Here is a 24,554-nt window from a genome sequence, read left to right on the forward strand (position 1 = left end):
GTCAATCGACGATTAGTGCTCCGTTTGGAAAATATCAATTGCCGTGTTTTTTTGCTTAGAGCACGGCACATGTTGCCAACATTCTGCTCAGAATTCGACGCTGAAAAAAGCGTTGGTTATCAAGATGAAAGTTCTCTTTTACTGTTCTTTCGCTCGCCCGTTTACGTCTTTTAGGTCTTAAATCGACACTTTTAGGTCTCATTTCGTCGACATTCACCAAGGGCTTTACCGCTACACTCAAAAGTAATGGAAGTCAGGTGATTGAAATGGATAGCAAAGTATATAAAAGCGTAATGAGCAGTGAAGAGACAGATTCCGTCATTCAGGCTCTTAATTCTAATCGCCACAGGCAAGGTCCCTTATTGCCTGTTTTGCATAGCATTCAAGCGCGTATTGGTTACGTGCCGAAAGGCTCTGTCGCTCTTATCGCGCAAGAACTCAACCTTTCTGAAGCGGACGTGCATGGTGTGATCTCGTTCTACCACGATTTTCGTCATGAACCGACTGGTGCGAACGTCATCCAAATCTGTAGAGCCGAATCCTGTCAGGCACTCGGTGCGAATGCGTTAGTCAAACATGCTTGTTCTCGTCTTGGCGTCGGATTTCATCAAACAACGCGCGACAACAATTTCACGCTTGAACCTGTTTATTGCTTGGGCAACTGCATGAACTCCCCAGCAATAAGGGTGAATGACGATGTTTATGGCGACATGACCGACGAAAAATTCGATGACCTCGTTGAGCAGCTAATAACGCAAGTGATAGAGGTGAAATCGCCATGAGCTATCGCATATATATCCCATTAGATACGTCTGCTGTTTCTAAAGGTGCGAATGACGTTGCTGATCGTTTCGCTCACAGTGCAGCCAATCTTGGTGAGTCATTAACGATTGTAAGAACGGGTTCGCGAGGCCTGTTTTGGCTTGAACCCATGGTCGAAGTGGAGTCTGCAGAAGGGCGTATCGCGTTTGGGCCTGTATCGCCAGATGATGTTGATGCGCTACTCGCACTGCGTTTTTATGACCCCGACGGATCTGGTAGTGCAGGGCAAGAGCACCCTCTATGTCTTGGGCTAACGGAAGACATTTCGTATCTCAAAAAACAGCAGCGCCTAACGTTTGCCCGTGTCGGTATTATCGATCCCCTGAGTATCGATGATTACCGTGCGCATGGCGGCTTCGAAGGGTTGAAGAATGCCCTTGAAATGCATCGCCAAGCCATTCTTGATGAGGTCAAAGAAAGCGGGCTGCGAGGCCGCGGCGGGGCTGCGTTCCCGACAGGGATAAAATGGCAAACCGTTTCTGACCAGCCGGAAGGCGACAAATACGTTATTTGTAACGCCGATGAAGGGGACTCAGGCACGTTTGCGGACCGCATGTTGATGGAAGGCGATCCCTTCACCTTGATTGAAGGCATGATCATTTGCGCACTCGCCGTGGGTGCAAACCAAGGGTACGTCTACACACGCTCAGAGTATCCGATTGCGTGTGACATCTTTACACGCGCGATTGAGCTTGCGGAGCAGGCAGGTTATCTCGGTGAGGATGTATGTGGCTCAGGACATCGATTCCATTTGGAATTGAGAATGGGCGCGGGTGCCTATATTTGCGGCGAAGAAACGTCGCTTATGGAGAGTCTTGAAGGCAAGCGTGGCTTAGTGAGAAGTAAGCCGCCGTTGCCCGCAATCTGCGGCTTGTTTGGCAAGCCGACTGTCATTAATAACGTTATCTCGTTGGCCTCCGTTCCTACCATTCTTGCGAAAGGTGGCGACTACTACAAAGACTTTGGCCAAGGTCGCTCACTTGGCACCATGCCGATTCAACTTGCAGGCAACATTAAACAAGGTGGACTGTTTGAACTAGCGTTTGGCGTGTCGATCAGAGAACTGCTTTACGGCTTTGGTGGTGGCAGCAAAACAGGGCGTCCGCTCAAAGCGGTTCAACTCGGTGGCCCGCTGGGTGCTTACTTACCCGAAACAGAATGGTCGACAGATATGGACTACGAAGCACTGGCTTCGCGCGGTGCCATGTTAGGTCACGGCGGTATTGTGGCTTTTGACGATCAAACAGACATGAGTCATATGGCACGCTTCGCCATGGAGTTTTGTGTTGAAGAGTCGTGCGGTAAATGTACACCTTGCCGGGTTGGTGCGGTGAGAGGTGTTGAAGTCATCGACAAGCTTGTTGCCGCTGAGGCGGGTGAGAAAGAAGAAGCAGAGATTTTGCTTACCGAACTGTGCGAGACGATGGAGCTCGGGTCGCTGTGCGCTATGGGCGGCATGACGCCGTACCCAGTAAAAAGTGCACTCAAGTATTTCCCGGAAGACTTTGGCCTTGAAACAAAGGTCAGCAATGACGCGAGTTAAACGCGTCAAGGAGAGAGACAATGGTTGAGTATTACATCCCCATTGAGGAAGGCCGAAAGGATTTCGGCACCCCACCAGTAGAGCATGAAAGTGCACAACTCGTATCGCTGACCATCGACGGGTGGCCGATATCCGTGCCAGAAGGCACGTCCGTGATGCGTGCTTCTTCAATGCTCAACATCCAAATCCCAAAACTTTGCGCGTCAGATAGCTTAGAAGCGTTTGGGTCTTGTCGTCTTTGCGTGGTTGAAATTGAAGGCATGCGCGGAAAACCTGCGGCGTGTACCACGCCTGTTGCCGAAGGCATGGTCGTCACAACGCAAAGCGAAACGATACAAAGGTTACGCCGTAACGTAATGGAGATGTACATTTCCGACCACCCTTTGGATTGTTTGACCTGTGCAGTGAACGGCGACTGTGAACTGCAGGATATGGCCGGTGCGGTTGGCCTTCGTGAAGTCCGCTATGGATTTGATGGCGAAAACCATCTCAATATGGAAAAAGACACGTCCAATCCGTATTTCACTTTTGACACCAGCAAATGCATTGTTTGCTCACGGTGTGTACGTGCCTGCGAAGAAATTCAAGGTCAACACGCGCTGACAGTGGAAGGGCGAGGCTTTGAATCGCGCATTGTCGCTGGTGATAACAACTTTATGGACTCAGAATGTGTGTCTTGCGGTGCGTGTGTTCAAGCGTGTCCAACGGCTGCATTGACTGAAAACAGCGTGATCGAACAAGGCACGCCTAGCCACTATCGCATCACTACGTGCGCGTATTGTGGGGTTGGCTGTTCCTTCCGCGCGGAAATGCGTGGTGACCAACTTATCCGCATGGTGCCAGATAAAGCGGGTAAAGCGAATCAGGGACATTCTTGTGTGAAAGGGCGCTTTGCCTTTGGCTATGCAACGCACAAAGACCGAGTGCTAGACCCTATGATCCGAGAATCAATCGATCAACCTTGGCGTAAAGTGAGCTGGGATGAGGCCATCGCTTTTGCCGCTGGCAGACTGAAAGGTATCCGCGAGCAACATGGTGCCAACGCGCTGGGCGGTATCACGTCTTCACGTTGTACTAACGAAGAAACCTACTTGGTTCAAAAACTGGTGCGTGCAGGATTTGGTACCAACAATGTTGATACCTGCGCCCGTGTCTGTCACTCACCGACAGGTTATGGATTGAAAACCACCTTGGGTGAATCCGCAGGTACGCAGACCTTCGAATCCGTTCAAAAAGCCGATGTCATTGTCGTTATTGGTGCTAACCCGACGGATGGACACCCCGTTTTTGCTTCTCAACTTAAACGTCGCTTACGAGCGGGTGCAAAGCTGATTGTCATTGACCCACGCCAAATTGATATCGTGAATGCCCCGCATGTGCGGGCGCAATACCATATTCAATTGCGGCCTGGCACCAACGTTGCGGTGCTAAACGCGCTGGCGCACGTGATCATCACAGAAGAATTGGAAGACAGCCGCTACATCAATGAACGCTGTGATATGGAGGCTTACAACAAGTGGAAAGCCTTCATTTCTCAGGAAGAGCATTCGCCGGAGTCGATGGAAAGCGCAACAGGCGTGCCTGCGATGCTGATCCGCGATGCAGCTCGGATCTACGCCAATGGCAACAATGGACCATCTATTACGGCTTGGGCGTGACGGAGCATAGCCAAGGTAGCTCCGCGGTGATGGCAATCGCCAACCTTGCGATGGTAACAGGCAACGTAGGGCGTGAAGGTGTAGGTGTTAATCCACTTCGCGGGCAGAACAATGTTCAGGGCAGTTGTGACATGGGTTCGTTTCCTCATGAATTGCCAGGCTATCGCCATGTCTCTGACCCTGGCGTACGCGCGCTATTTGGTGGTGCATGGGGTGTGACCATTGATGATGAGCCGGGTCTTCGCATCCCGAATATGTTTGATGCCGCTATCGCTGGTCGATTCAAAGGTATGTATGTGCAGGGTGAGGACATTGCGCAATCTGATCCAAACATCCTACACGTGGAAGCCGCGTTATCTTCACTAGACTGCCTGATCGTGCAAGATATCTTCCTTAATGAAACGGCCAAGTTTGCCCATGTGTTCTTACCGGGGGCGACATTCCTTGAGAAAGACGGCACATTTACGAATGCTGAGCGACGCATATCTCCAGTTAGAAAGATCATGGCTCCACTTTCTGGTATGGCGGATTGGGAAGCCACGGTTGCCTTGTCGAATGCGCTGGGATACGAGATGAATTACTCGCATCCTTCAGAAATCATGGATGAAATCGCCAAACTCACCCCAACGTTCCACGGTGTGAGCTACGAAAAGCTGGATAGATTGGGTTCCATTCAATGGCCTTGTAACGACGAGGCTCCAGAAGGGACACCCACCATGCACATTGGCCAGTTTGTGAAAGGTAAAGGCAGTTTTGTCGTCACTGAGTATGTGGCGACAGAAGAAAGGGTAAACAAACGCTTCCCGCTCCTGCTCACTACAGGCCGTATTCTTTCTCAATACAACGTGGGTGCGCAAACGCGACGCACTGACAATACGCACTGGCATCAAGAAGACGTGCTTGAAATCCATCCGCTTGATGCAGAAGACAGAGGTATTACCGACGGCGGTTTAGTGCGGGTCGCGAGTCGCGCGGGAGAAATTTCACTACCTGCAAAAATCAGTAACCGCATGCAACCCGGTGTCGTATACACCACGTTCCACCATCCTGTTTCAGGGGTGAATGTAGTAACGACAGAGAACTCGGACTGGGCGACTAACTGCCCGGAATACAAGGTCACGGCAGTGCAAGTGAAAGTTGCTGTAGAACAAGCGGATTGGCAAACCCGATTCAAAGAGTTTGATGAGCAACAGCAGGCGCATCTATCGGCTGCAACACAAGATAACAATTCGTAACTGAAGGAGTGTCAATGGACGGAGAAACACACCGTACACAACGCCTGTACGACATGGCGAATCAGATTGCGGATAACCTAGAACATGGACGCAGTGATGAAGAGTCAGTGGCCGAAGTGGCGTCTCATATTCGCCGATTTTGGTCGCGAGACATGAAAGAAAGCTTGTTTGATGCGGTTGGAGAGGGCGAACTGAATAGCATTGCTGAACAGGCGGCGAACCAATTGGCGATGGAATATGGAAGCAAGTAATCCTCAGTGATGAGTAAAAGAACGCCTAGTCAATTCGGCTAGGCGTTTTTATTCTTAGTTCTTTATTTCACGCTCTTCATTGATAGGACGTCCATCTGCCCACTGGATCAAACCGTTAAAAAGTGGATAGAACAAAGGTTGATCAAGGCCATCCCAGTTAAAGGCATCGTTCACAAGATAAAGAACCGTTTCGCCCGTTTCCGCATCAATGGCTTTAAGGCTAGATGTGTAGTTATAACCCCCTTTCCATTCAACATAAGGCTCAAGGATCAAAAAGTTGCCTATGTGTTTTTGAAGGTTGTGTAGACCAATCAAATCAGACACGCTCGAAACGTTATCAGTCAGTTTTTCTCTGAGCACGAGAGACTCCATGTCTTGTTTGCTCATGACTTTGTTGAACTTATTTGAATTCTTAACTGAATTGATAAAGAAGTCGTTGTATTCCTGTGCTTTTTCATCCGTTTTTACATAGACCATGTTGGCATAGCCTTCCTCAAACGGCTCGGCGATTTTCACGCCGCCATGACTGATTTTATGGCTGGTTTCGAATTCTCCGGTATCTGTGTTGACTGACGTTGTTTTTAGTGTGGTTGAACAGCCGCCTAACAAGGCGAAACATGTTAAGACTAAAATGAGTTTTCCTCGAATCACGATACTTCCCTCCGTGTGGATTCAAGTTTTTTCCTTTTTATGATGAACTGCGAACCTGTCATTTCCGACTAGAACAACTGGTGTAGAGTGCGTCAGAAATGGGTTCGCAGTTTTAGGTTACTCGGCTGCTGAATCTGGATTCGTCTCAAATGAAATACTTGTCAGGATTCTTAGCTCATCAGTGAGTCAACATTGAAACTCGTCACATTTTTCAATGAATAAGCCTGAAGATATCGCCCAATGGGAACAGGTTTGAGAGAGTGATTCGAAAGGTGTTTTTACAAGGATATTGTTGAGGGACGGATGACAACACTTCATGGCTCTTGCTTATGCAAGAAAGTAAAAATTGAACTGCCAGATGAATTTGAATACATGGGTAACTGCCATTGTTCAGAATGCCGCAAGTTCACAGGCTCAGATTACTCGTCTGTCGGTGGTATAAGCTCGGAGAAATTTGCTGTCGTTTCAGGCAACGAATTTGTTCGAATCTATCCGAAAAGCGACCAGACAGAATTGGGTTTTTGCGGCGAGTGCGGTTCGAGTTTATTTTCTAAAAAGCTTAAAACGGGCAAGCATAACGTTCGATTGGGGATTCTCGATGATGTGCCAACTCATCGACCGAGTTTCCATGTGTTTACGGGCTCAAAAGCACCCTGGAACGACATAAACGATGACTTGATGCAGTTCGAAAAAGGCCCTGTTAAGTCTTAACGTGTCTTGATGCGTGCATTAATGAGTATCTTCACCAAAACGTGTGAGGGAGAAAAGCGATGAAGTTTTCTTTGACGACAGAGCCAACAACCGCAGACATTGAGGAGATCCGCGCGCACCTTATTCGATTCAACGATGAAAAGCTAAATGGTGTTCAAGAGGAGCCTGCAGCCATTTTTGTTACTGACGATGATGGAAACAAGGTGGCTGGGATTACCGCTGAAATCTGGGGCAAATGGCTCCTTATCAAGCTGCTTTGGGTTAATGATACCTACCGTTCTCATCAGTTGGGCAAAACATTGCTGGTTCAGATGGAAAACCATGCAATGTCAAAGGGCTGCCAAAAATCGCTGGTGGAAACGTTCAGCTTCCAAGCTCGCTCGTTTTACGAAAAACAAGGCTACGTTTGCCAGTTAACGCTTGATGATTACCCAGTATCAACCGCCACCCATTTTCTTGTTAAGCAACTTTAATCGTCACGAATCTTTAGTTCGTAAGGCTCGGCAGTATAGTGAGAGCGGCCCCGACAAATGTGAGGGATTCAGAGGGCTTTGCGTCTGATTACATTTCATGGCAAGTGCGAATCCATGCAAATAGTCAATCAGCAGCGCCTCAGCATTGCTCGTTGCGATTGCATCAAGATTAAGTGGCGCAATCACAGTCAGAAACCTTTCTCTAAACTTCTCTGCGGGACCTAGAGATGTCATGGACAACAGCGTTTCCAGTAGTCCTGGGTAGTGCGCGAGAAGCGATAGGTAGCTTTCGCAGAGTTTGTTTAACTCTACCTCCCAGTCGTCTTCTGTTGCTGGCTGATAAATATCATCTACCAAAGACGTTGTGATGGCCTCCAGCAACGCAGCTTTGTTGGCGAAATAGTGATAGATGGCCATAGGGTCAACCGCAAGAGAAAGAGCCAGCGCGCGTATGCTGGGCACTTTTCCTTCTTTAAGCATCAATCCTTTAGCAGCATCAATGATGGCTTCACTACCGAGCTGGTTCTCTGTTCCGGCTGGGCGACCTCGTTTTTTCGTCTTGACACTCATTTCTATCGATCTATAAACTAATTCTACGTTGTAGAAATAATTCTACTGACAATTCGGCATCGCCACAAGTTGAGAGTGTTTCATGGCAAATATCGTATATATCGCAACCAGTCTTGATGGGTACATTGCAGACAAAAACAACAATCTGGATTGGTTACACGAGATTCCCAACCCGGAAGGTTCAGACTTCGGTTTTGCAGCATTCATGGACCGTGTTGATGCCTTGGTGATGGGACGAAACACGGTTGAGATGGTGTTGAGTTTTGATTGTGACTGGCCATATCCAAAACCTGTTTTCGTACTCAGTAATACCATGACAACGGTGCCTGCTGGCTATGAGGACAAAATCTATCTGGTGAAGGGTGAGCTAAAAGACATTGTGAGCGAGCTTGGCGCGAAAGGGTTCAAGAATTTGTATATCGATGGTGGTTTGACGATCCAAAGCTTTCTGAAAGAAGACTTGATCGACGAAATGATCATCACAACCATTCCCGTTGTCTTGGGTGGCGGTATCCCACTGTTTGGAGACCTACCTCAACCTCTGAAGTTTAAGCATACCAAGTCAGAACAATTGCTCGACTGCATCGTCAAAAACTACTACGTCCGCACACGCTAAAAGCCACAAAAAAAGGATGTCTTGCGACATCCTTTTCTTCTCTTTCTTACTACGCTTCAGCTTCTGCATCTTCACGTTTGATGACCTTGTGACCTTCTTCCGTCACACCGTTCTTCCAATAGCTGCTGATGTAGATATTGTCCCGTTCAACGTTTCGCTCGTTGCGAAAATATTGTCGGAGCGAGCGCATAGCGTCGAACTCACACGCTGTCCAAACGGCTGCATTACCCTCTAGCCAGGATTTTTCAGCAACACTGTCTGCAAGGGTGGATGTTTGGCCTTTAATCACCCAGTCGATATCCATAGCTTTAGGCGCGTCAAGTGGCTGGATGTCAGACTCTGAGAGCACTTCAATCACCGCGTAGCCTTTTGCATGTTTTGGGAGGGTAGCGATTTTGACAGACAGTGCCGGAAGTGACGTCATGTCTGCGGCCATGAAGAACCAATCTGCATTTTGATTGATTTCTTGAATGGTGCCTGGGCCCGCGATATTGATCTCGTCACCTGGCTTTGCATTCAACGCCCAGCGAGCGGCATGACCACAGCCGCTGTCATGTGTAACGTGGCGAACAAAGTCGACCGTGAGTGTGTGGGTGTCGAAATCCAGCTTGCGGATGGTATAGGTGCGAAGAGCAGGGCGTTCGTTGTCTCCCAACTTGCTCAAATCCGTGCTGCCATCTGGCGCAAACATCAACTTAACGTACCCGCCTTCACAATCACGAGGAAAACGCGCCAAGCCTTCGCCTTGCAGCTCAATGCGTTGCATGTTTGGTGTCAGTTGAACAGATGACTGAACAACCAGTTTGGTAGGGGTTGGTTTTCTCATTGTTATGTTCAGACCTTTTACTGCTTTACCTGACTCTACCATACGGATTGATAGTTAATTATTCAATGATAATAATTATCATTGCGCAAGTTTACATTTCAGCATTCCCGAAATGCTAATAACTCAAGCCATCATCCTTTAGCCGTATCACCTGCTTTTTTCGGATGGATTCTTGTGCGGCCAAGCCAATCACGACCGCTTTCAGTCCATCTATAATGGTCACTTCAACATCTTGCTGTCCCCAAATAGCGCGCTGAAATTTTTGGTGCTGATAGAAGGTGGAACCATTGTGGTCGCCAGCTTCGAGCAAGGTAGGGTCGACGGGAACATCAACAGATTTTGGGCCCTTTGGATTGCGTGGGCTTGAGATGACTTTCGCAACGGGCGCGTCGCCTAACGTCTCTTTAGGCCAGAAACGGTCTGGGCCGGGCACAAGACATTCCACTTTTCCTTTATCGCCCACAGCTGCAATTTCCTCTTGATAGGTGGATCCCTCAGCAAACATGCAAAGCTCAAGGCTAGCCCGAGTACCATTATCAAACTCCATGGTAACGAGTGCGTTGTCGAGAATGTCTGGTGTTTCGCCATTATAGGATTCATCAAGATGGTTAACGGCTTGGCTACCTGAGGCATAAACACTGACGGCATTGGCTTTAGTGAGTAGTCGCATCAAATCGAAAAAGTGACAGCATTTTTCAACCAGTGTCCCGCCCGTTTTTTGATTGAACCGATTCCAATCGTTCACTTTCTCCAAGAACGGAAAGCGATGCTCGCGAATAGAGAAGAGGTGCCCTTTACCTATTTCTCCATCATCAATGAGATTGATAAGTTGGGTGATGGGCGGCATATAACGGTATTCCATCGCAACCCACACAGGTGCGCCATAAGTGCTCGTCACTTCGAGTAAACGCGACACATCATTAAGGTTTGTGCAGATAGGCTTCTCGACAAGGATGGGAATAGGGCTACTCAGTGCAGAACGCTGTTGGATAATAGTGATAAGTTGGTCGACGTGCTGGTAGTTAGGGGTGGCGATGACGATCGCATCAATGTCTTGGGAGTCTAACAACGCCTCAATTCCGTTCACGACTCTGGCATTGGGTACCAGCAATTGCGCTTTCTTCCGCATGTCACTGTCGGGCTCAGCAAGCACTGTGACGTCGGCTTTGTCCAACAATTGAATATTGCGGATATGTTCTTGCCCCATCATGCCACAGCCGAGGATCCCATATCGAACCAGCGCATTGTCTGCCATTTTTCTTCCTTGTCTTAGTGAATGTGATTACGTCCATCGCGCTGCGTAGCGCACGGTTTCTGGGTCATACCAGGTGAAAGAGACTTCTTCAATTTTGTCTTGATTTGACCAACTCAACCTTTCGATATATCCCGCTGCCGAGCCAGCTTCCGGGCCAAAGTCCTTGTGCTTCCAGTCTGGTACTGGGGCGACAGTAATGCTGTCTTGAACGCGCGAGATCCAAAAACCGAGTTGTTCTTGGTAATAGACATAAAGCGACTCGACGATATCTTCGCTGCGAATCGCATCAAAGTGCTTGCCATCAATCCATATTTCTTCCATTGCAGCGGGTTGCTGGTCGAGCTTTCTGAGTCGTCGAAATCGGCACAGTGGCGCGTTAGAGGGCAATCCCAATAAAGATGCCACATACGTGTTGGTGTGTTGTTCAATGCTCAGAATGTCTGCATTGGGCAGTCCACCGCCACTGGTCAGCTCAAGGCGAAAGAAGTGGTAAACGGCGCATTTGTCTTGTGCGTTTTTAACATAGGTGCCAGACCCTTGTTTTCGCTCTAGCAGGCCACTTTCTTCCAAATCAGCCAGTGCCTTTCTCAGAGTGCCGACGGCGACGCCTAGCTTTTTCGCAAGCTCTGCTTCGGTTGGCAAACGCTCTCCGGGTAGCCAGTAACCTGCGGCGATCTCTCTACGCAACAGTTCACTTATCTGAACAAACATGGGTAATCGGGTTGATTCACTCATTGCTTCAAATTCTCAAAAAAGATAATCGCTTTTCTTTTAGTTAGTTATGACTCACTTTCTCGCTGAATACCAAAATCAGGGCGTAAATTCATTCAGCATTGATTTACTTTTTCTATTTCTCTTATAGCATTTATTAACAATTCATTCACCAATGATTTTCATTTGAGCGTGAGAAAACTAAGCATCGTCAACAGGATGAAACAATAACTATCAGGAGAGAGAAGATGAGCGTTGTGCCCATTACCAGTGAAGGGCTGGAAGCCTCAGAGGTATCGTGGTTTGCGCCGTTGTGCAGTGACGACTACCGTTTTCTCGGTGTGCCGGAAGGGCGAATAAGAAGCAGTTGGGAAAACACCAGAGACATTGTGCTGACCGCAGAGCAGCAAGGATTTAGAAATATTTTGTGTCCGTCGTCATATCAGGTGGGTCAAGACACCATGACATTTGCGTCGGCAATGGGCCCGTTAACCGAACGCATCAACCTACTTGCCGCAATTCGCTGTGGTGAGCTGCACCCAGCGATGCTGGCAAGATCGGTGGCGACGCTGGATCACATCATGAAAGGGCGTTTGACGCTGAATGTGATTTCATCTGACTTCCCTGGACAGAAAGAAGACAGCGCATATCGCTACCGTCGCTCGAAAGAAGTGGTGGAGATACTTCGCCAAGCGTGGACTCAAGATGAAATTCGTTATGACGGCGAGATATACAAGCTAAGTGAGTTATCGACCGCTCCAGTCAGGCCTTATCAGCAAAATGGCGGCCCTTTGCTTTATTTCGGTGGCTACTCGCCAGATGCGTTAGAGCTTTGTGGCTCCGAGTGTGATGTTTACCTGATGTGGCCGGAAACGGAAGACATGCTGGCATCACGCATGAAAGCCGTAAACGAAGTTGCTGCGCGTCATGGTCGTACGCTCGATTACGGACTTAGGGTTCATATGGTAGTGCGAGACACAGAAGCTGAAGCAAAAGAATACGCCGAGTCGCTGGTATCTAAATTGGACGATGAGTTTGGTCAGTCGATTCGCAACCGCGCATTGGATTCAAAGAGCTTGGGTGTTGCGCTGCAATCTCAACAACGCGAAAGTGCTGACCAATTTGGTTATACCGAGCCTCACCTGTGGACGGGTGTTGGTCGGGCTCGCTCTGGCTGTGGGGCTGCGTTGGTGGGCAGTGTTGATCAGGTGCTTTCGAAGATTGAGCGTTACCAAAAGATGGGGATCCGAGCCTTTATTTTCTCTGGCTATCCGCACAGAGACGAATGCGAAATCGTGGGGCAAAAAATACTTCCCGAGTTGAAAACCTGCTCGTTGCCCCATGAATACGGAAGAGTACCAGAAACCACGCCAGCGACGCCGCTTGGCGTTGGTGAACGCAAATAATGGCGACGTTAAGAAAGGATGCATAAATGAAATACACCGAGTTACATGCCAGCTTACCTGCGTTCAGCCGTTTGGTTTATGGCGCGTGGCGGTTGGCTGATGATGCCAACACATCAGAAGCGCATGTTCGCGCGAAAGTGGACGCGTGTTTAGAGCAGGGAATTACGACGTTTGACCATGCGAATATCTACGGCGATTACCGTTGCGAAGCTCTATTTGGAAAGGTCTTAGCGGCCACACCGTCACTGCGAGATCAAATGCAGCTTGTGAGCAAATGCGACATCATGTTGTTGTCAGATAACTATCCTGACCGCCGCGTTAAATATTACGACACCTCAGAACGTCATATCCGTCAGTCTGTTACCCAATCGCTGACGAATTTGCATACCGATCATCTCGACTTACTTCTGATACACCGTCCCGACCCGTTTATGGACCACATTGAAACAGGGAAAGCGTTAGACGCGCTGGTGGATGAAGGGCTGGTTAAAGCCGTAGGCGTATCGAACTTTAATCGCTGGGATTGGGATTTGTTGCAGTCAGCGATGAAGCATCCGTTGGTGACCAATCAGATTGAATTGAGTCTGCTTGCGCGAGAGAGCTTTTCTGACGGCACCATGCAGTTTATTCAGCAATACGGGGTTAAACCCATGGCATGGTCACCTCTGGCGGGTGGTGCATTGTTTGGCAATGGGGAAGCGGCTCAGCGCGTCAAACCGCTGCTGGCAAGGGAAGCGGAGAAGTTTAGCGTTGGTATAGATGCTGTTGCGGTGGCTTGGCTTCTTGCTCACCCGGCAGGCATTTTACCTGTGGTCGGCACCAACAATGTTGAGCGCATTCGTGCTGCGAGTAATGCACTCGACGTCGAGATGGACAGAGAAACATGGTTTGAGCTGCTGACCGCAGCAGCAGGGGAGGAAGTCGCATGAGCAGAGAATTGCGTAACGCACTGTCATGCTTTGCTACAGGCGTGACCGTGATTACCGCGAATCACGAGGGAAAAGACTACGGGCTGACATGTTCGTCGTTCAATTCAGTATCGCTGGATCCTGCCATTGTGTTGTGGAGCATCAACAGTACATCTTCAAGCAAAGCCCCGATCCTTGAATCCGGTGGCTACACCGTCAGTGTGCTTGCTGCGGATCACTCCGATCTTGCGATGAAGTTTTGCAATGACAGCCATGAAGAACGCTTTCGCGATGTGTCGATTACGCGTGCACCAAGCGGACGCGCCATCATTGAAGGTGCAGTAGCGTGGTTTGACTGCGATTTGAATGGCGTCATTTCAGCAGGTGATCACGATATTCTCTTGGGCAAAGTGGCGGAATTTAGCTCTCAGCAAGACAGCGAAGGCTTGGTGTTTGCGCGCAGCCGGTTTGGACGATTTGGAGAAGTTGCTTGATGGCGGTATTGAAATCGAGCGTGAGTTTTCTGTCATCACTGAATGATTGGATTGGCCGAATAGGTGCGTCTATCGCCTGGGTGCTGGTGGCATTGATGGTTGCCAGCATCTTGCTGCAAGTAGTGTGTCGTTATGTATTTAATGCCGCGTTGCCGTGGCCGGAAGAAGTGGCGCGCGGCTTGATGATTTGGATGATGGCACTGGTCGCGGGATCGGCCTATCGCAAAGGCATGTTTGTATCGATCGACATGATCTACAACTACCTGCCGCCGACGATTGGGAAAGCGATTAAGATCCTGCTCCTTCTGCTTGCTTTCGCTGTGCTGGTTCAATTGTTCGTTATCGCGCTGGAGTTTTTTGATAGAGGATTCCGCACGCGCGCGGCGTCTTTCCCGCTTAAAAGGGCATGGATTTACCTCGCGATGCCTGTCTGCTTTGGCACCATGTTACTTGCCAATATTGAACTGTTCCTAAAAGCGATCTTGCCGCAAAAAGAAAATACGATCGCGCCCAAGCGGGCGAAGGATAAGTCATCGAGACACAAGGATGTAGTTGTAGATGTTGATATTGTTTTTACCGCTGTTTCTGATTTTCCTCATGCTTTGGCATGCCGGTGTTTTTTGCACTGCTCACTGCGCCGGGATTGATGCTTTATGCCGAAGGCATGGATCGCGATATTCCCCTGCTATTTCGCAATATATACAACGGAATAGACTCCTTCCCGTTAATGGCGATTCCCTTTTTTATGCTCGCTGGTGAAGTGATGAACCGAAGTGGCATCACGCTGAGCTTGGTGAACTTCTCCCAGTCGTTAATTGGACACGTTCGAGGTGGTTTAGCACACGTGAACGTCATGTCGAGCATGTTGTTTGCGGGGCTTTCTGGTTCAGCAGTGGCAGATACCTCGGCGATCGGCTCCATGATGATCCCTGCGATGGAGAAGAACGGCTACAGCCGCAAATTTGCAGCAGCGATAACAGCGGCATCGTCGGTTATCGGCCCGATTATCCCGCCTTCTGGCATCATGATCATCTACGCCTACACCATGGAAATATCTGTGGCTGCTCTATTTGCCGCAGGCGTTGTGCCGGGTTTATTGATCGGTGGCGGTTTGATGCTTTTGATTGCCTTGATGCGAAGAGCCAGAATCTGCCCATTGCCAGTGAAAAAGCGACATGGCGGGAGCGTGGCACCGCGACGAAGAAAGCGTTCTGGCCGCTCCTAACGCCCGTGATCATTTTGGGTGGCATCCTTGGCGGTATTTTTACGCCGACAGAAGCATCCGCGGTGGCTGTGCTTTATACCTTGGTTGTTGGCATGTTTGTGCTGAAAACGGTCAAGCTCAGGGACATTCCTGACATCTTTACCAGCAGTGCCAAGTCATCCGCGGTGATCCTGTTATTAGTGGGAGCGGCACTGGCGTTCAAAACTGTGGTATCGCTCTCTCATGCAGCCGAGTCCATGGCGGAATGGACACTCGGTATTAGTGACAATCCTTTGGTGCTGCTGTTTCTTATCAACATCCTGCTTTTCATCATCGGTATGTTCCTCGATGCAGGCCCGGCCATCATCATTCTGGGGCCGATTTTAGCCCCTGTATTTATCAGTTTGGGTATCGATCCGGTTCACTTCGCCATCATTATGAGTGTGAACCTGACAGTGGGGTTAGCTACACCGCCCATGGGATTGGTGCTCTTTGTGGCGTCTAGCGTTTCTGGTGAAAAAGTCGAAACGTTGTCGCGAGCAATCTTGCCGTTCTTGGCGGTTGAGGTTGCAGTAATTTTCCTGATTACGTTTTTCCCGTCGCTCTCCATGACAATCCCACGTTGGTTAGGGTTGGCGTGACGGTTGAGTGCGGTTTTAAGCAACTGAGAACGTGAGTTCTCACCTTAAATTGCGTCGCTGTAGACATGGACGACGCTCACGGCAGTGAAAGGTGAAGTATGAAAAAAACAGTAAGCAAGATGCGTAACGCATTGAAGGGAAGTGCACTCGCGCTGTTGGCAGGGATGATGACCACGGCAGCACTTTCAGTGCCAGCTATGGCCGCAGACTTCAACCTGCGTGCGGTGGCGAATTCAAACGAAAACGATGAGGACTACGATGGCCTTATTGTGTTCAAAGACTTCGTGGAAGCGCACTCTAACGGCAAAATCAAAGTCGATTTATTCATTGGTACTCAGCTTTGTGGCAACGGCACTGAATGTATTCAAGCGGTAGAAGACGGTTCTGTTGATATCTACATTTCTACGTCTGGCGGTGCAGCGAATATGTTCCCGTACATTCAGGTGCTAGATTTACCTTACGTATTGCCTGATGACCGCACCGCTGAAGCGGTATTGCAGGGCGATTTTGTGCGTGAGTTGCGCAAAGCCATTCTTGCGGATACCGACAACAAACTTCGTTTGATGGCAATTGGCAACACAGGTGGCTGGCGTAACTTTGCCAATACCAAGCGCACGGTAAAATCGCCAGGTGATATGGAAGGCTTGAAAATCCGCACCGTAGTGGCAGATCTTCCTCAAGAGCTAGTAAAAGCACTGGGTGCCAGCCCAACACCTATTCCATGGCCAGAGCTTTACACGTCGTTCCAAACCGGAGTGGTTGAAGGGTCGAAAAACGGCATTACCGACATCATGGGCATGAAGTTCCCGGAAGCTGGCTTGAAGTATGTAACGCTTGATGGACACGCTTACATGTCAGCACTTTGGTATATGAACAATGAAGTGTTCTTGGACATGCCTGCAGATCTTCGCAAAGTGGTGGTCGATGGCTTCCGTGCTCTGCAACAAGCAACCTTTGCGTCGCCTAAGCGCAAGTCTATCGCTGCGTATGAAGCGTTTAAAAAGTCTGGCGGTAAACTCTATGTACCTACACCAGAAGAAAAAGCGGCTTTCCAAGAAGCGGCTGCACCAGTGTACATCTGGTTCCAAGAGAACGTAGAAGATGGCAAGAAGTGGTTTGATTTGCTGCAATCAGAATCTGATAAAGCGCAGCAACAAATCGCAGCCGCGGACAAAGCAGATTTGTCGTAGTAGGTAATACCTAATCAAGGCCAACCAATTCTAGTTGGCCTTATTTCACGATCTCTTCTTCCGATTTGAACTCCCTGCAATCTTTGCAGCTTTGGTTGCTGCGACAGCCATCAAGCGTCGAAACTTGGGACATTCCATATGACTGGGCGCATTGCAAACCGCAGCATGTCTGAGCCCATCTCGCATCGCAATCAGTGACTGAATGGTTTTATCTAGCTCATCTGCCTTTTGATTCAGCATCACTCGGTCTATGTCGGGTTGACCATTTACCGGCATCATTTGGCCAATTTCTTCCAAGGAAAAACCGGATGCACGACCCAGTGCGATGAGCGCAAGTTGATCCACAACACTAGGTGCAAAGACCCGACGCAAGCCGTTCCTGCCTACCGACTGAATCAGTCCTTTTTCTTCATAAAAACGCAACGTAGAGGCCGGTAAGCCCGATATTTTTGCGACTTCAGAAATGTCCATTTTGACGCTTGACCTCAAGTTAACTTGAAGTTGTACGCTATCACTTGCTCAGAATTCAAACAAGCAAGGAAAGTGAGATGAATACCATACTATTTACGATTTTGATCGGTGCAGGTGCTACAGCGACAATGGATCTATGGGGCATTGTGAGAGCAAAGCTATTTGGCATACCGGCATTGAATTTCGCCCTAGTAGGACGTTGGCTTGGGCATATGCTTGAAGGCAAGTTTCGTCATGACTCGATAGCGGCAGCAAAGCGAGTAAGGGGCGAGAGCCTTATAGGTTGGAGCGCGCATTATCTGATTGGAATTGGCTTCGCAGCGATACTGATAGGCCTTTTTGGCGAAGGTTGGATACAAAACCCAACATTGTTACCCGCGCTCTTCGTGGGTGTTGCAACGGTTGTTGCTCCCTTCTTTATTATGCAGCCAGGAATGGGTGCTGGTATTGCGGCATCTCGAACGCCTAACCCAAACGGAGCGAAAGTTCAGAGCTTGGTAAATCACAGCGTATTCGGTCTCGGGTTATACGTGTCAGGAATTGTTGCAGCAGCAATTTTGCGTTATTAGATTTTCAGTGGCGAAAGGGTTAAACACACTGAAATCCCAATATGGGAGATGTTAGCCTAGTCGGGGTTTGTATGTTTATTTTTACTTTTCGTCTATCTGAGTGGTCAATTGTTGAACGGTTTTCCTAGTATTGATGATGAATCGATAACGTTAGGAGGCGATAGAATGTCTTGTTCAAAAACCCACTCACACCCAGAACATGTTCACGGTCCGAATTGCGGCCACACGGCAATTCAGCACGGTGATCATGTTGACTATCTTGTAGATGGAAATTTGCATCACCCTCACGGTGACCACTGCGACGATCATGTACTTGAAGTGGGCGCGAAGAACCCGAACGATTGTAATGCAGCGCATTCTTGTGGCGATCATGTCCATGGGCCAGATTGTGGTCACGAAGCAGTGAAACACGGTGACCACATTGACTATATCGTTGATGGTCGCTTGCACCATCAGCATGATGGTCACTGTGACGATCATGGCCCAGTGCAGGTTGTGGCGGGATAATTAGATTCGATTCGTAAAAACAATTACACAATCTGAATAAAGATTACGGGATAAGCGCACTAAAGTGTTTTGACAAGCTCTGGCCTCCAAAAAGAAGCCAGAGTTTTTTATTAGGCAAGGATCATAATGCCCGCTAGCAGCAAATAGCCATAGAAGATGCGCTGCATGATATGACTGCTAACGTTTTTGGCGATTTTGAGTCCCACGGGCGGAAATATTGCCATGGTAATGGCGATAACAATGAAGGCGGGTAAGTAGACGTAGCCCAATGTGAAGCTGTGTGTTTCGACACTTGCATGGGATGCGGCAACCACATAGCCCATCGTACCCACAATTGAATACGGAACGGCAAGCACTAAGTTCGAACCCAGTGCACTGCGGTGATCCGTGTATTTTGACAGGTAAGGGATCATCAAAATACCTAACGCTACCCCCGCCAAACCGCTCAAGGTTGAGCATACTAAGCTCGTCATCATCAGAAACAGCGCCTTTGCTGGTTTTGACGTTGAGTTTTTGTTTTTGATGCTGGCAAACAGTTTATAAACGGCGATGAGTGAGATCAGCGAACCGATGTAAATACGAAGAACATCCGCAGGAATGTAGTTTGAGAGCATCGGGGCGAGTAAAGAACCCACCAATACACCGGGCAAGCTGTATTTTACGATGCTCTTGTCATACAACTTGGATTTTATGTAACTCGCTGCCCCCGAGATACTGCCGACGATTAAGGTCGCCATGCATGTCGCGACGGCGTATTTCAATGCCAAGGTGTCTGGAAAAAGGCTCGAAAACGTTAGCGTCAGGATAGGAAGAATAACCAAACTGCTTCCGCTGCCTAATGCTCCAATGATGGTGCCACCGAATGCGCCTGTTAACAGATAAACTGCGTTGACTAACATAAGTCTCTGACTTTCAGTTGATAAGCTTGTCAGTCTATCTGTGTTCAGAATAATCAGCCAGCTTATCCCACCCATTTTTCAGTAATTTAAAGCGATGACGCGTTAATTTACTGACTGATTTATATCAAGAATATTGTTTCCGTCTCAATGTGTGTTCAGCAGGTGAGTTTTATGTTTTTCGGTGTTTACTACCTGTTAAGTGGCGCGCAAAACAGTGGTTGCTAAACAAGTGATGAGCATGTCTCACGTACCATGGAAACCTCTCAAGGAAGAATCGACGCAGAGTGGGCCTTACCCTGTATGTAAATGTCTCTGAAGGCAAGGGTTGGCACTGGGTGAACGATGATAAGGACGGCGTAGAGGAAAGGATTATTCATGAGCCTTGCTTTAAAACACAATCTCGACAACCTGCATCAATACTGGCTTGCGCTGAACCCGGTTCAAGACGGGGAAATATATCGCCACACAAGATGGCCAAACAAACGCTGGCGACCAGACTTCTCGCTAAATAACGTCACTTTCGCGGTTGGCGAGCGAGCATCAACAATTGAAGAATGCGATGAAGAGCGTTTGTCTGCGCTGAGTCGTGCTAACGGACTTGAACTTCAAAAGCTGTTTCAGTTGCAAATCATGACGCTAGAACTCGAATCGGAGAGCACATTTCAACGTCAGCCAGATATAGAACGTGTTATCTCCCACGCGCAAATGCAAGCGTGGACTGAAGCATGTGGCAATGCATTTGGCTACGCATTGGATATTGCTGCAATAGTGCATATACACAAGGATCCAAATTGCCATCTTTTTGTTTTTTATAAAGAAGGGGAGATTGCTGGCACTGTTTTGTTGTATCAAACAGGGAAAACAATGGGTGTGCATCAACTGGGAACGCTCAAAGCTTTTCGACAGCGCGGCGTTGCTGCCGCATTGATGGCTCACAGCCTGGCGTTCGCTAAAGAGAAAGCGTGTACGCACGTGACATTGCAAGCGTCAAAAGCAGGTGTTCCTCTCTACGAGAAGCTGGGCTTTAAACAGGTTGGAAAGCTCAGTGGGTTGTTGGCAGGATGATAGTTCTGCCAGATACAACCGCTTGACCAAGCCGAATAATTCACCCGTGAGAATAAATTTTCATCAGCCTAGATGGTGACTAGCATCTGCTAACACGCTGTTAAAAAGCAAGTTTCTATCAAACGTTGAAAACAACCGATACGGCGGCAGGTCAGCAAATTCTGCGTGTCATCTTGACGTGCTACAGTGCATCTTTTAAGTTGTATATAAAATGCATGTTAAGGAGGCGGTATGGATTTCAAAACGATCAGTGGTGTTGGTGGTGCAGCAATGCTTCTCTCTTCGGCTGTGATGACGGCCACCATACTCATCAGCTTTCCTTATGCCGAACACTTTACGATTATCGAGCAAGCGATTGCCCACATCGGGACAATCATATTTGCAGGCGTATTTAAAGTTGGGTATGTCATTTACATTGTCGGGCGATACGAAAGGAAACTGTCTTGCTAAGTTGGGACGCTACGAGCGCACCTCCCATCAAACTCGCTGAATTCGCGCAACCATCTAATAACAAAGCTGTTAATAGTTACCGCTGCTAACCTTATGTCATTACTATTTGTATGGTTAATGCGCGTCACACACAGATGCAAAGGGAGAGGCAACGAATGACAGCACTATTGAAACAGAAAGAAGAAACTGAGTTTCAGATTGACCTTCGACATGCACTGTTGTTATTCGCAAAGGCACTTGATTACGTTGGCGTTGATGATCTTTTTCACGGACATCGTGTGGCGTATATCGCCTATAAATGCGCAGAGAAATTGGGTTGGTCAAAAGAGAAAATCCAGTTCTGTTTCTTCTCTGGTCTTATTCACGACTGCGGCGTATCCCAAAGTCATGAGCGACTGCATTTACTCAAAAATATGGTTCCGCAAGGCGCAGAAGCGCATTGTGAACGCGGCTATGACGCATTGAAACAATGCAATATTTTAGCAAGCTTTGCCAACGTAGTGCGTTATCACCATACCCCATGGGAGCGTCTCCCAAATCATGGCCTTACCGAGGATGAAAAAGATGTCGCCGCTCTGATTTTCCTTTGTGACCGAGTGGACTTCCTAAGGGCGAAATATATCGGCGACAAACATGAAAACCTGGTGACCTTGCATGAATCATACATCGCCGAAAACCTACGGTCTTTCTCTGGTACCTTGTTTAATAGCAACATGGTTGAAGTGATGTGCAGCTTGGTTCACCAAGATGGATTCTGGTTTTCAATGGACATTGACCACATCGAGTCCCTCGCCGTGTCTTTTGACAATGACCCTGAATACGACCAGCTTCTGTCATTGGACGAAATGATTCAGGTGGGCATGTTTCTCGCCAAGATTGTTGATGCGAAAAGTCCTTTTACCTTTCAGCATTCCAAGAAAGTGGCTGATTTAGCGATGTTTCTTGGACGAGAAATGGGTCTATCGGAAACAGAGCAGAGAATGATCTATGTAGCGGGTTTGGTGCACGATATTGGCAAACTTAGAACGCCAGACGAGATTCTGGATAAAAATGGCCCACTCACCAGCGAAGAGTTTGTTCACATTAAGCGCCACACAACCGACACCGAACTGGCACTTAGCAAGGTGTTCTCTGATTCAAAGATTTGTCGTTGGGCAGCCGATCATCATGAACGACTCGATGGCTCAGGTTATCCAAACCGCAAGCGAGCCGAATCTATCGAACTTCCTGCAAGAATTATCGCCATCGCCGATGTTTTTCAGGCATTGTCACAAGACCGTCCTTACCGAAAAGCGTTAAGTCCGGATAAGACGCTTGTTCTGATGAAAGAAATGGTCATGAAACGAAAACTGGATGAGAACGTGTTTGCTTGTCTGGTTGAGCACTTAACCGAGTGTCATGACATTGCGACGGCTGAATGCTGAGCATTACTCAGCTAGTGCCTCGCGCACTGAAAATAACCTGCGATTGGATAATTATCTGAGAGTAGAGAACATTTTGGAGTGTCTGATGAACTAAAATAGTGTTATTCGTTCATCAGATCTCCCATGTTCATGGCAATACCTCTTATTGATTTCAAACAGCGTGACGCGCTGCAGCCCCAAATAGAAGTTATCGAGCTGTCCACCCTGTACGAGCGAGCGTTTAACAATCACGACCCGCAGGATCCTCATCGATTGTCTTTTTTCATGTTGGTATTGTTTGAAAAGGGCAGTGGCAAGCAAATGGTGGACTTTAAAGACTATGCCTTCGCACCAGGCACGGTGATCAGTGTGCAGCAAGAACAAGTAACAGCTTTCGATTTCACCGATAAGCCAGAAGGCAAAATGCTACTCTTCACGCAAGACTATTTAGATAACGTGCATGCCAATATGCGCCTGCCGAGCTTTACGCCGATCCATTTACATGACCACTATTCCCCAATGTTCACATTGGACGAGACCAACCTTACTCGCACACAATCGCTGTTTGCAGAGATTTCAGCAGAGCTAGCGTGTGAAGACGGCGACCCATTGATTGTTATGTATCTCTTCTCAGCATTGAGTCTGCTGCATAGACGCTTAAAAACGGTGGGTGAAGTGGAAAGCCTCTCGCCTTCTCAAAGCCGGATACTCTCCCGTTTTATGACTTTGCTCCAGCAGCATTTTGAGCGTGTTCGTGATGCCAATTGGTATGCGGATCAAATAGCAACCACGTATAAAACCCTCAATCAAATTTGCAAAGCATCGACGTCATTAACCGCCAAGCAGATGATAGATGCCTTCACGATCATTGAAATCAAACGTCGTTTGGTTGTCAGCAAAGTCACCTCTCAGCAGCTCGCCTACGACTTTGGCTTTGAAGACCCAAGCAACTTTGTAAAGTACTTCAAAAAGGAAACAGGCATGACGCCAAGTGCGTTCCGAAACCACTATCGTAAGTACTGAATATGTAAAGTAGATGCTGTGAATCTCGTTTCATTGCGTTCGAAATCTACCATTTTTCTGCCTATTTTCACTCTGCTCAATACCCTCACAACGACCTAGCATTGTCTCCACGCCGAAAACAAAAAGGACAAGACAATGAAAAATACAACAAACAAATTACTACGATCTGTTGCCGTAGCGGGTGTAATGGGCATTGCGGCTTGCAGCGCGAATTCAGCGGAAGACACGCTTTCAAATAAAGACAAAGCCGTTGCACTGATCAACAGCATTGAAACGGGCGACCAAACACCGATCGCTTATATCAATCCAAATAAATACATCCAGCACAATCTGGCAGTGGGAGATGGCTTGGCGGGATTTGGTGAAGTGATGAACGCCTTGCCAGAAGGTAGTGCAAAGGCGGATGTGAAACGTGCTTTTGAAGATGACGATTACGTTGTGCTGCATACAGAGTATGATTTTTTCGGGCCAAAAGTGGGGTTTGATGTTTTCCGATTTGAAGATGGTCTGATTGTAGAGCACTGGGACAACCTTCAAGAGATTGCACCACCAAACCCAAGCGTCGCACACAGCTTGATGGTACGACACAAGTGACAGATTTGGACAAGACTGATGCTAACAAAGCGCTAGTGGCTGACTTTGTTAAAACCATCTTGATGGAAGGCAACATGGCGCGCATCAATGACTTCATTGATAACGATGACTCGGCGTATTTGCAACACAACCCGATGGTTGCCGACGGCCTGAGTGGCTTGGGTGTTGCGTTAAAAGCACTGGCTGAGCAAGGTATGCCAATGTCTTACTCCGCCAACCACAAAATTATTGGTCAGGGTAACTTTGTGCTGGCGATCAGCGAGGGCAAGTTCCTTAACGAACACGTGGCATTTTACGACCTGTTCCGCGTAGATAACGGCAAAATCGTGGAACACTGGGACACAATTGAAACCATTCCACCTCGCAGTGAGTGGAAAAATGACAACGGAAAATTTGGTTTTCAGTAAA

The 24,554-nt window shown here is 48.2% G+C and carries 26 protein-coding genes and 2 pseudogenes; 21 read left to right on the forward strand and 7 right to left on the reverse strand.

Annotation, left to right across the window (positions count from 1 at the left end):
- Positions 1-266: 266 nt before the first annotated feature.
- The 5 genes from ATN88_RS17225 to ATN88_RS17240 are packed head-to-tail and all read left to right on the forward strand — an operon-like array spanning position 267 to position 5,509.
- Positions 267-782, forward strand: a complete 516-nt coding sequence (locus ATN88_RS17225) for a formate dehydrogenase subunit gamma (protein WP_067418923.1) — start codon at positions 267-269, stop codon at positions 780-782.
- Positions 779-2,365, forward strand: coding sequence for a formate dehydrogenase beta subunit (locus ATN88_RS17230; RefSeq protein ID WP_067418614.1), 1,587 nt, complete (start codon positions 779-781; stop codon positions 2,363-2,365). Before ATN88_RS17225 ends, ATN88_RS17230 begins: the two co-directional genes overlap by 4 nt.
- A 20-nt stretch (positions 2,366-2,385) precedes the next feature.
- Positions 2,386-4,023: a molybdopterin-dependent oxidoreductase gene (locus ATN88_RS17235; protein WP_269748180.1), complete on the forward strand. Its 1,638-nt coding sequence runs from the start codon at positions 2,386-2,388 to the stop codon at positions 4,021-4,023.
- Entirely contained in the window at positions 4,020-5,258 is a 1,239-nt protein-coding gene (locus ATN88_RS28335; RefSeq protein WP_269748181.1) for a molybdopterin oxidoreductase family protein, read from the forward strand. The genes ATN88_RS17235 and ATN88_RS28335 overlap by 4 nt, the downstream gene beginning before the upstream one ends.
- A 14-nt stretch (positions 5,259-5,272) precedes the next feature.
- Positions 5,273-5,509 (forward strand): formate dehydrogenase subunit delta, encoded by a 237-nt coding sequence (locus ATN88_RS17240; RefSeq protein ID WP_067418617.1) that lies wholly within the window; start codon positions 5,273-5,275, stop codon positions 5,507-5,509.
- Between the two features lie 54 nt (positions 5,510-5,563).
- On the opposite strand, the gene ATN88_RS17245 is transcribed toward ATN88_RS17240, so the two are convergent.
- Positions 5,564-6,160, reverse strand: coding sequence for a hypothetical protein (locus ATN88_RS17245; protein ID WP_067418619.1), 597 nt, complete (start codon positions 6,158-6,160; stop codon positions 5,564-5,566).
- A 303-nt stretch (positions 6,161-6,463) separates the two neighbouring features.
- On the opposite strand from ATN88_RS17245, the gene ATN88_RS17250 reads away from it, so the two are divergent.
- Complete coding sequence (locus tag ATN88_RS17250; protein ID WP_067418622.1) at positions 6,464-6,871, forward strand: GFA family protein; 408 nt, start codon at positions 6,464-6,466, stop codon at positions 6,869-6,871.
- Between the two features lie 59 nt (positions 6,872-6,930).
- Positions 6,931-7,344, forward strand: a complete 414-nt coding sequence (locus tag ATN88_RS17255) for a GNAT family N-acetyltransferase (protein WP_067418625.1) — start codon at positions 6,931-6,933, stop codon at positions 7,342-7,344.
- Between the two features lie 3 nt (positions 7,345-7,347).
- Here the strand turns inward: ATN88_RS17255 and ATN88_RS17260 are convergent, their stop codons facing one another.
- Complete coding sequence (locus tag ATN88_RS17260) at positions 7,348-7,914, reverse strand: TetR/AcrR family transcriptional regulator (protein WP_067418628.1); 567 nt, start codon at positions 7,912-7,914, stop codon at positions 7,348-7,350.
- A gap of 82 nt (positions 7,915-7,996) precedes the next feature.
- Between ATN88_RS17260 and ATN88_RS17265 the strand changes: the two genes are divergently transcribed.
- Positions 7,997-8,530 (forward strand): dihydrofolate reductase family protein, encoded by a 534-nt coding sequence (locus tag ATN88_RS17265; protein ID WP_067418631.1) that lies wholly within the window; start codon positions 7,997-7,999, stop codon positions 8,528-8,530.
- Positions 8,531-8,579: 49 nt separating this feature from the next.
- Here ATN88_RS17265 and ATN88_RS17270 read toward each other — a convergent pair whose 3' ends face one another.
- From ATN88_RS17270 to ATN88_RS17280, 3 genes are all read right to left on the reverse strand, one after another.
- Positions 8,580-9,356 (reverse strand): siderophore-interacting protein, encoded by a 777-nt coding sequence (locus ATN88_RS17270; RefSeq protein ID WP_067418925.1) that lies wholly within the window; start codon positions 9,354-9,356, stop codon positions 8,580-8,582.
- Positions 9,357-9,471: 115 nt separating this feature from the next.
- On the reverse strand, positions 9,472-10,611 hold the full coding sequence (locus ATN88_RS17275) for a Gfo/Idh/MocA family protein (protein WP_067418633.1): 1,140 nt from the start codon (positions 10,609-10,611) through the stop codon (positions 9,472-9,474).
- A gap of 27 nt (positions 10,612-10,638) precedes the next feature.
- Complete coding sequence (locus ATN88_RS17280) at positions 10,639-11,346, reverse strand: GntR family transcriptional regulator (RefSeq protein WP_067418635.1); 708 nt, start codon at positions 11,344-11,346, stop codon at positions 10,639-10,641.
- 224 nt (positions 11,347-11,570) lie between these two features.
- On the opposite strand from ATN88_RS17280, the gene ATN88_RS17285 reads away from it, so the two are divergent.
- The 6 genes and pseudogenes from ATN88_RS17285 (at position 11,571) to ATN88_RS17310 (ending at position 17,165) form a co-directional block, all read left to right on the forward strand.
- Entirely contained in the window at positions 11,571-12,728 is a 1,158-nt protein-coding gene (locus ATN88_RS17285; RefSeq protein ID WP_067418638.1) for an LLM class flavin-dependent oxidoreductase, read from the forward strand.
- Between the two features lie 26 nt (positions 12,729-12,754).
- A complete protein-coding gene (locus tag ATN88_RS17290) occupies positions 12,755-13,657 on the forward strand; it encodes an aldo/keto reductase (RefSeq protein WP_067418640.1) in 903 nt (300 codons plus the stop codon).
- Entirely contained in the window at positions 13,654-14,130 is a 477-nt protein-coding gene (locus ATN88_RS17295) for a flavin reductase family protein (RefSeq protein ID WP_067418642.1), read from the forward strand. Before ATN88_RS17290 ends, ATN88_RS17295 begins: the two co-directional genes overlap by 4 nt.
- Complete coding sequence (locus ATN88_RS17300; protein WP_198158402.1) at positions 14,130-14,777, forward strand: TRAP transporter small permease; 648 nt, start codon at positions 14,130-14,132, stop codon at positions 14,775-14,777. The genes ATN88_RS17295 and ATN88_RS17300 overlap by 1 nt, the downstream gene beginning before the upstream one ends.
- Positions 14,777-15,975: pseudogene (locus ATN88_RS17305) on the forward strand (TRAP transporter large permease). The gene ATN88_RS17300 and the pseudogene ATN88_RS17305 overlap by 1 nt, the downstream one beginning before the upstream one ends.
- Before the next feature lie 98 nt (positions 15,976-16,073).
- A complete protein-coding gene (locus tag ATN88_RS17310) occupies positions 16,074-17,165 on the forward strand; it encodes a TRAP transporter substrate-binding protein (RefSeq protein ID WP_067418645.1) in 1,092 nt (363 codons plus the stop codon).
- Between the two features lie 45 nt (positions 17,166-17,210).
- Here the strand turns inward: ATN88_RS17310 and ATN88_RS17315 are convergent, their stop codons facing one another.
- Positions 17,211-17,636 (reverse strand): helix-turn-helix domain-containing protein, encoded by a 426-nt coding sequence (locus tag ATN88_RS17315; RefSeq protein ID WP_067418647.1) that lies wholly within the window; start codon positions 17,634-17,636, stop codon positions 17,211-17,213.
- Positions 17,637-17,713: 77 nt separating this feature from the next.
- Here ATN88_RS17315 and ATN88_RS17320 point away from each other — a divergent pair, with 77 nt between their 5' ends.
- Positions 17,714-18,205, forward strand: coding sequence for a DUF2938 domain-containing protein (locus tag ATN88_RS17320; protein ID WP_067418650.1), 492 nt, complete (start codon positions 17,714-17,716; stop codon positions 18,203-18,205).
- Positions 18,206-18,370: 165 nt separating this feature from the next.
- Positions 18,371-18,712, forward strand: a complete 342-nt coding sequence (locus tag ATN88_RS17325; protein ID WP_067418653.1) for a hypothetical protein — start codon at positions 18,371-18,373, stop codon at positions 18,710-18,712.
- 110 nt (positions 18,713-18,822) lie between these two features.
- Here ATN88_RS17325 and ATN88_RS17330 read toward each other — a convergent pair whose 3' ends face one another.
- On the reverse strand, positions 18,823-19,611 hold the full coding sequence (locus tag ATN88_RS17330; protein ID WP_067418655.1) for a sulfite exporter TauE/SafE family protein: 789 nt from the start codon (positions 19,609-19,611) through the stop codon (positions 18,823-18,825).
- 375 nt (positions 19,612-19,986) lie between these two features.
- Here ATN88_RS17330 and ATN88_RS17335 point away from each other — a divergent pair, with 375 nt between their 5' ends.
- The 5 genes and pseudogenes from ATN88_RS17335 to ATN88_RS17355 all read left to right on the forward strand — a co-directional run bounded on the left by ATN88_RS17335 (position 19,987) and on the right by ATN88_RS17355 (position 24,553).
- Positions 19,987-20,676 (forward strand): GNAT family N-acetyltransferase, encoded by a 690-nt coding sequence (locus ATN88_RS17335; RefSeq protein WP_067418658.1) that lies wholly within the window; start codon positions 19,987-19,989, stop codon positions 20,674-20,676.
- 231 nt (positions 20,677-20,907) lie between these two features.
- The gene (locus ATN88_RS17340; protein WP_067418660.1) at positions 20,908-21,126 is read left to right on the forward strand and encodes a hypothetical protein; all 219 of its coding nucleotides are present in this window, start codon (positions 20,908-20,910) and stop codon (positions 21,124-21,126) included.
- A 155-nt stretch (positions 21,127-21,281) separates the two neighbouring features.
- A complete protein-coding gene (locus tag ATN88_RS17345; protein WP_067418662.1) occupies positions 21,282-22,550 on the forward strand; it encodes an HD-GYP domain-containing protein in 1,269 nt (422 codons plus the stop codon).
- A gap of 123 nt (positions 22,551-22,673) precedes the next feature.
- On the forward strand, positions 22,674-23,552 hold the full coding sequence (locus ATN88_RS17350; RefSeq protein ID WP_408607714.1) for a helix-turn-helix domain-containing protein: 879 nt from the start codon (positions 22,674-22,676) through the stop codon (positions 23,550-23,552).
- 186 nt (positions 23,553-23,738) lie between these two features.
- Positions 23,739-24,553, forward strand: a pseudogene (locus ATN88_RS17355) (nuclear transport factor 2 family protein).
- The last annotated feature ends 1 nt before the right edge of the window (position 24,554 follow it).

This window comes from Enterovibrio coralii (genome assembly GCF_001559595.1).
Classification (GTDB): Bacteria; Pseudomonadota; Gammaproteobacteria; order Enterobacterales; family Vibrionaceae; genus Enterovibrio; species Enterovibrio coralii.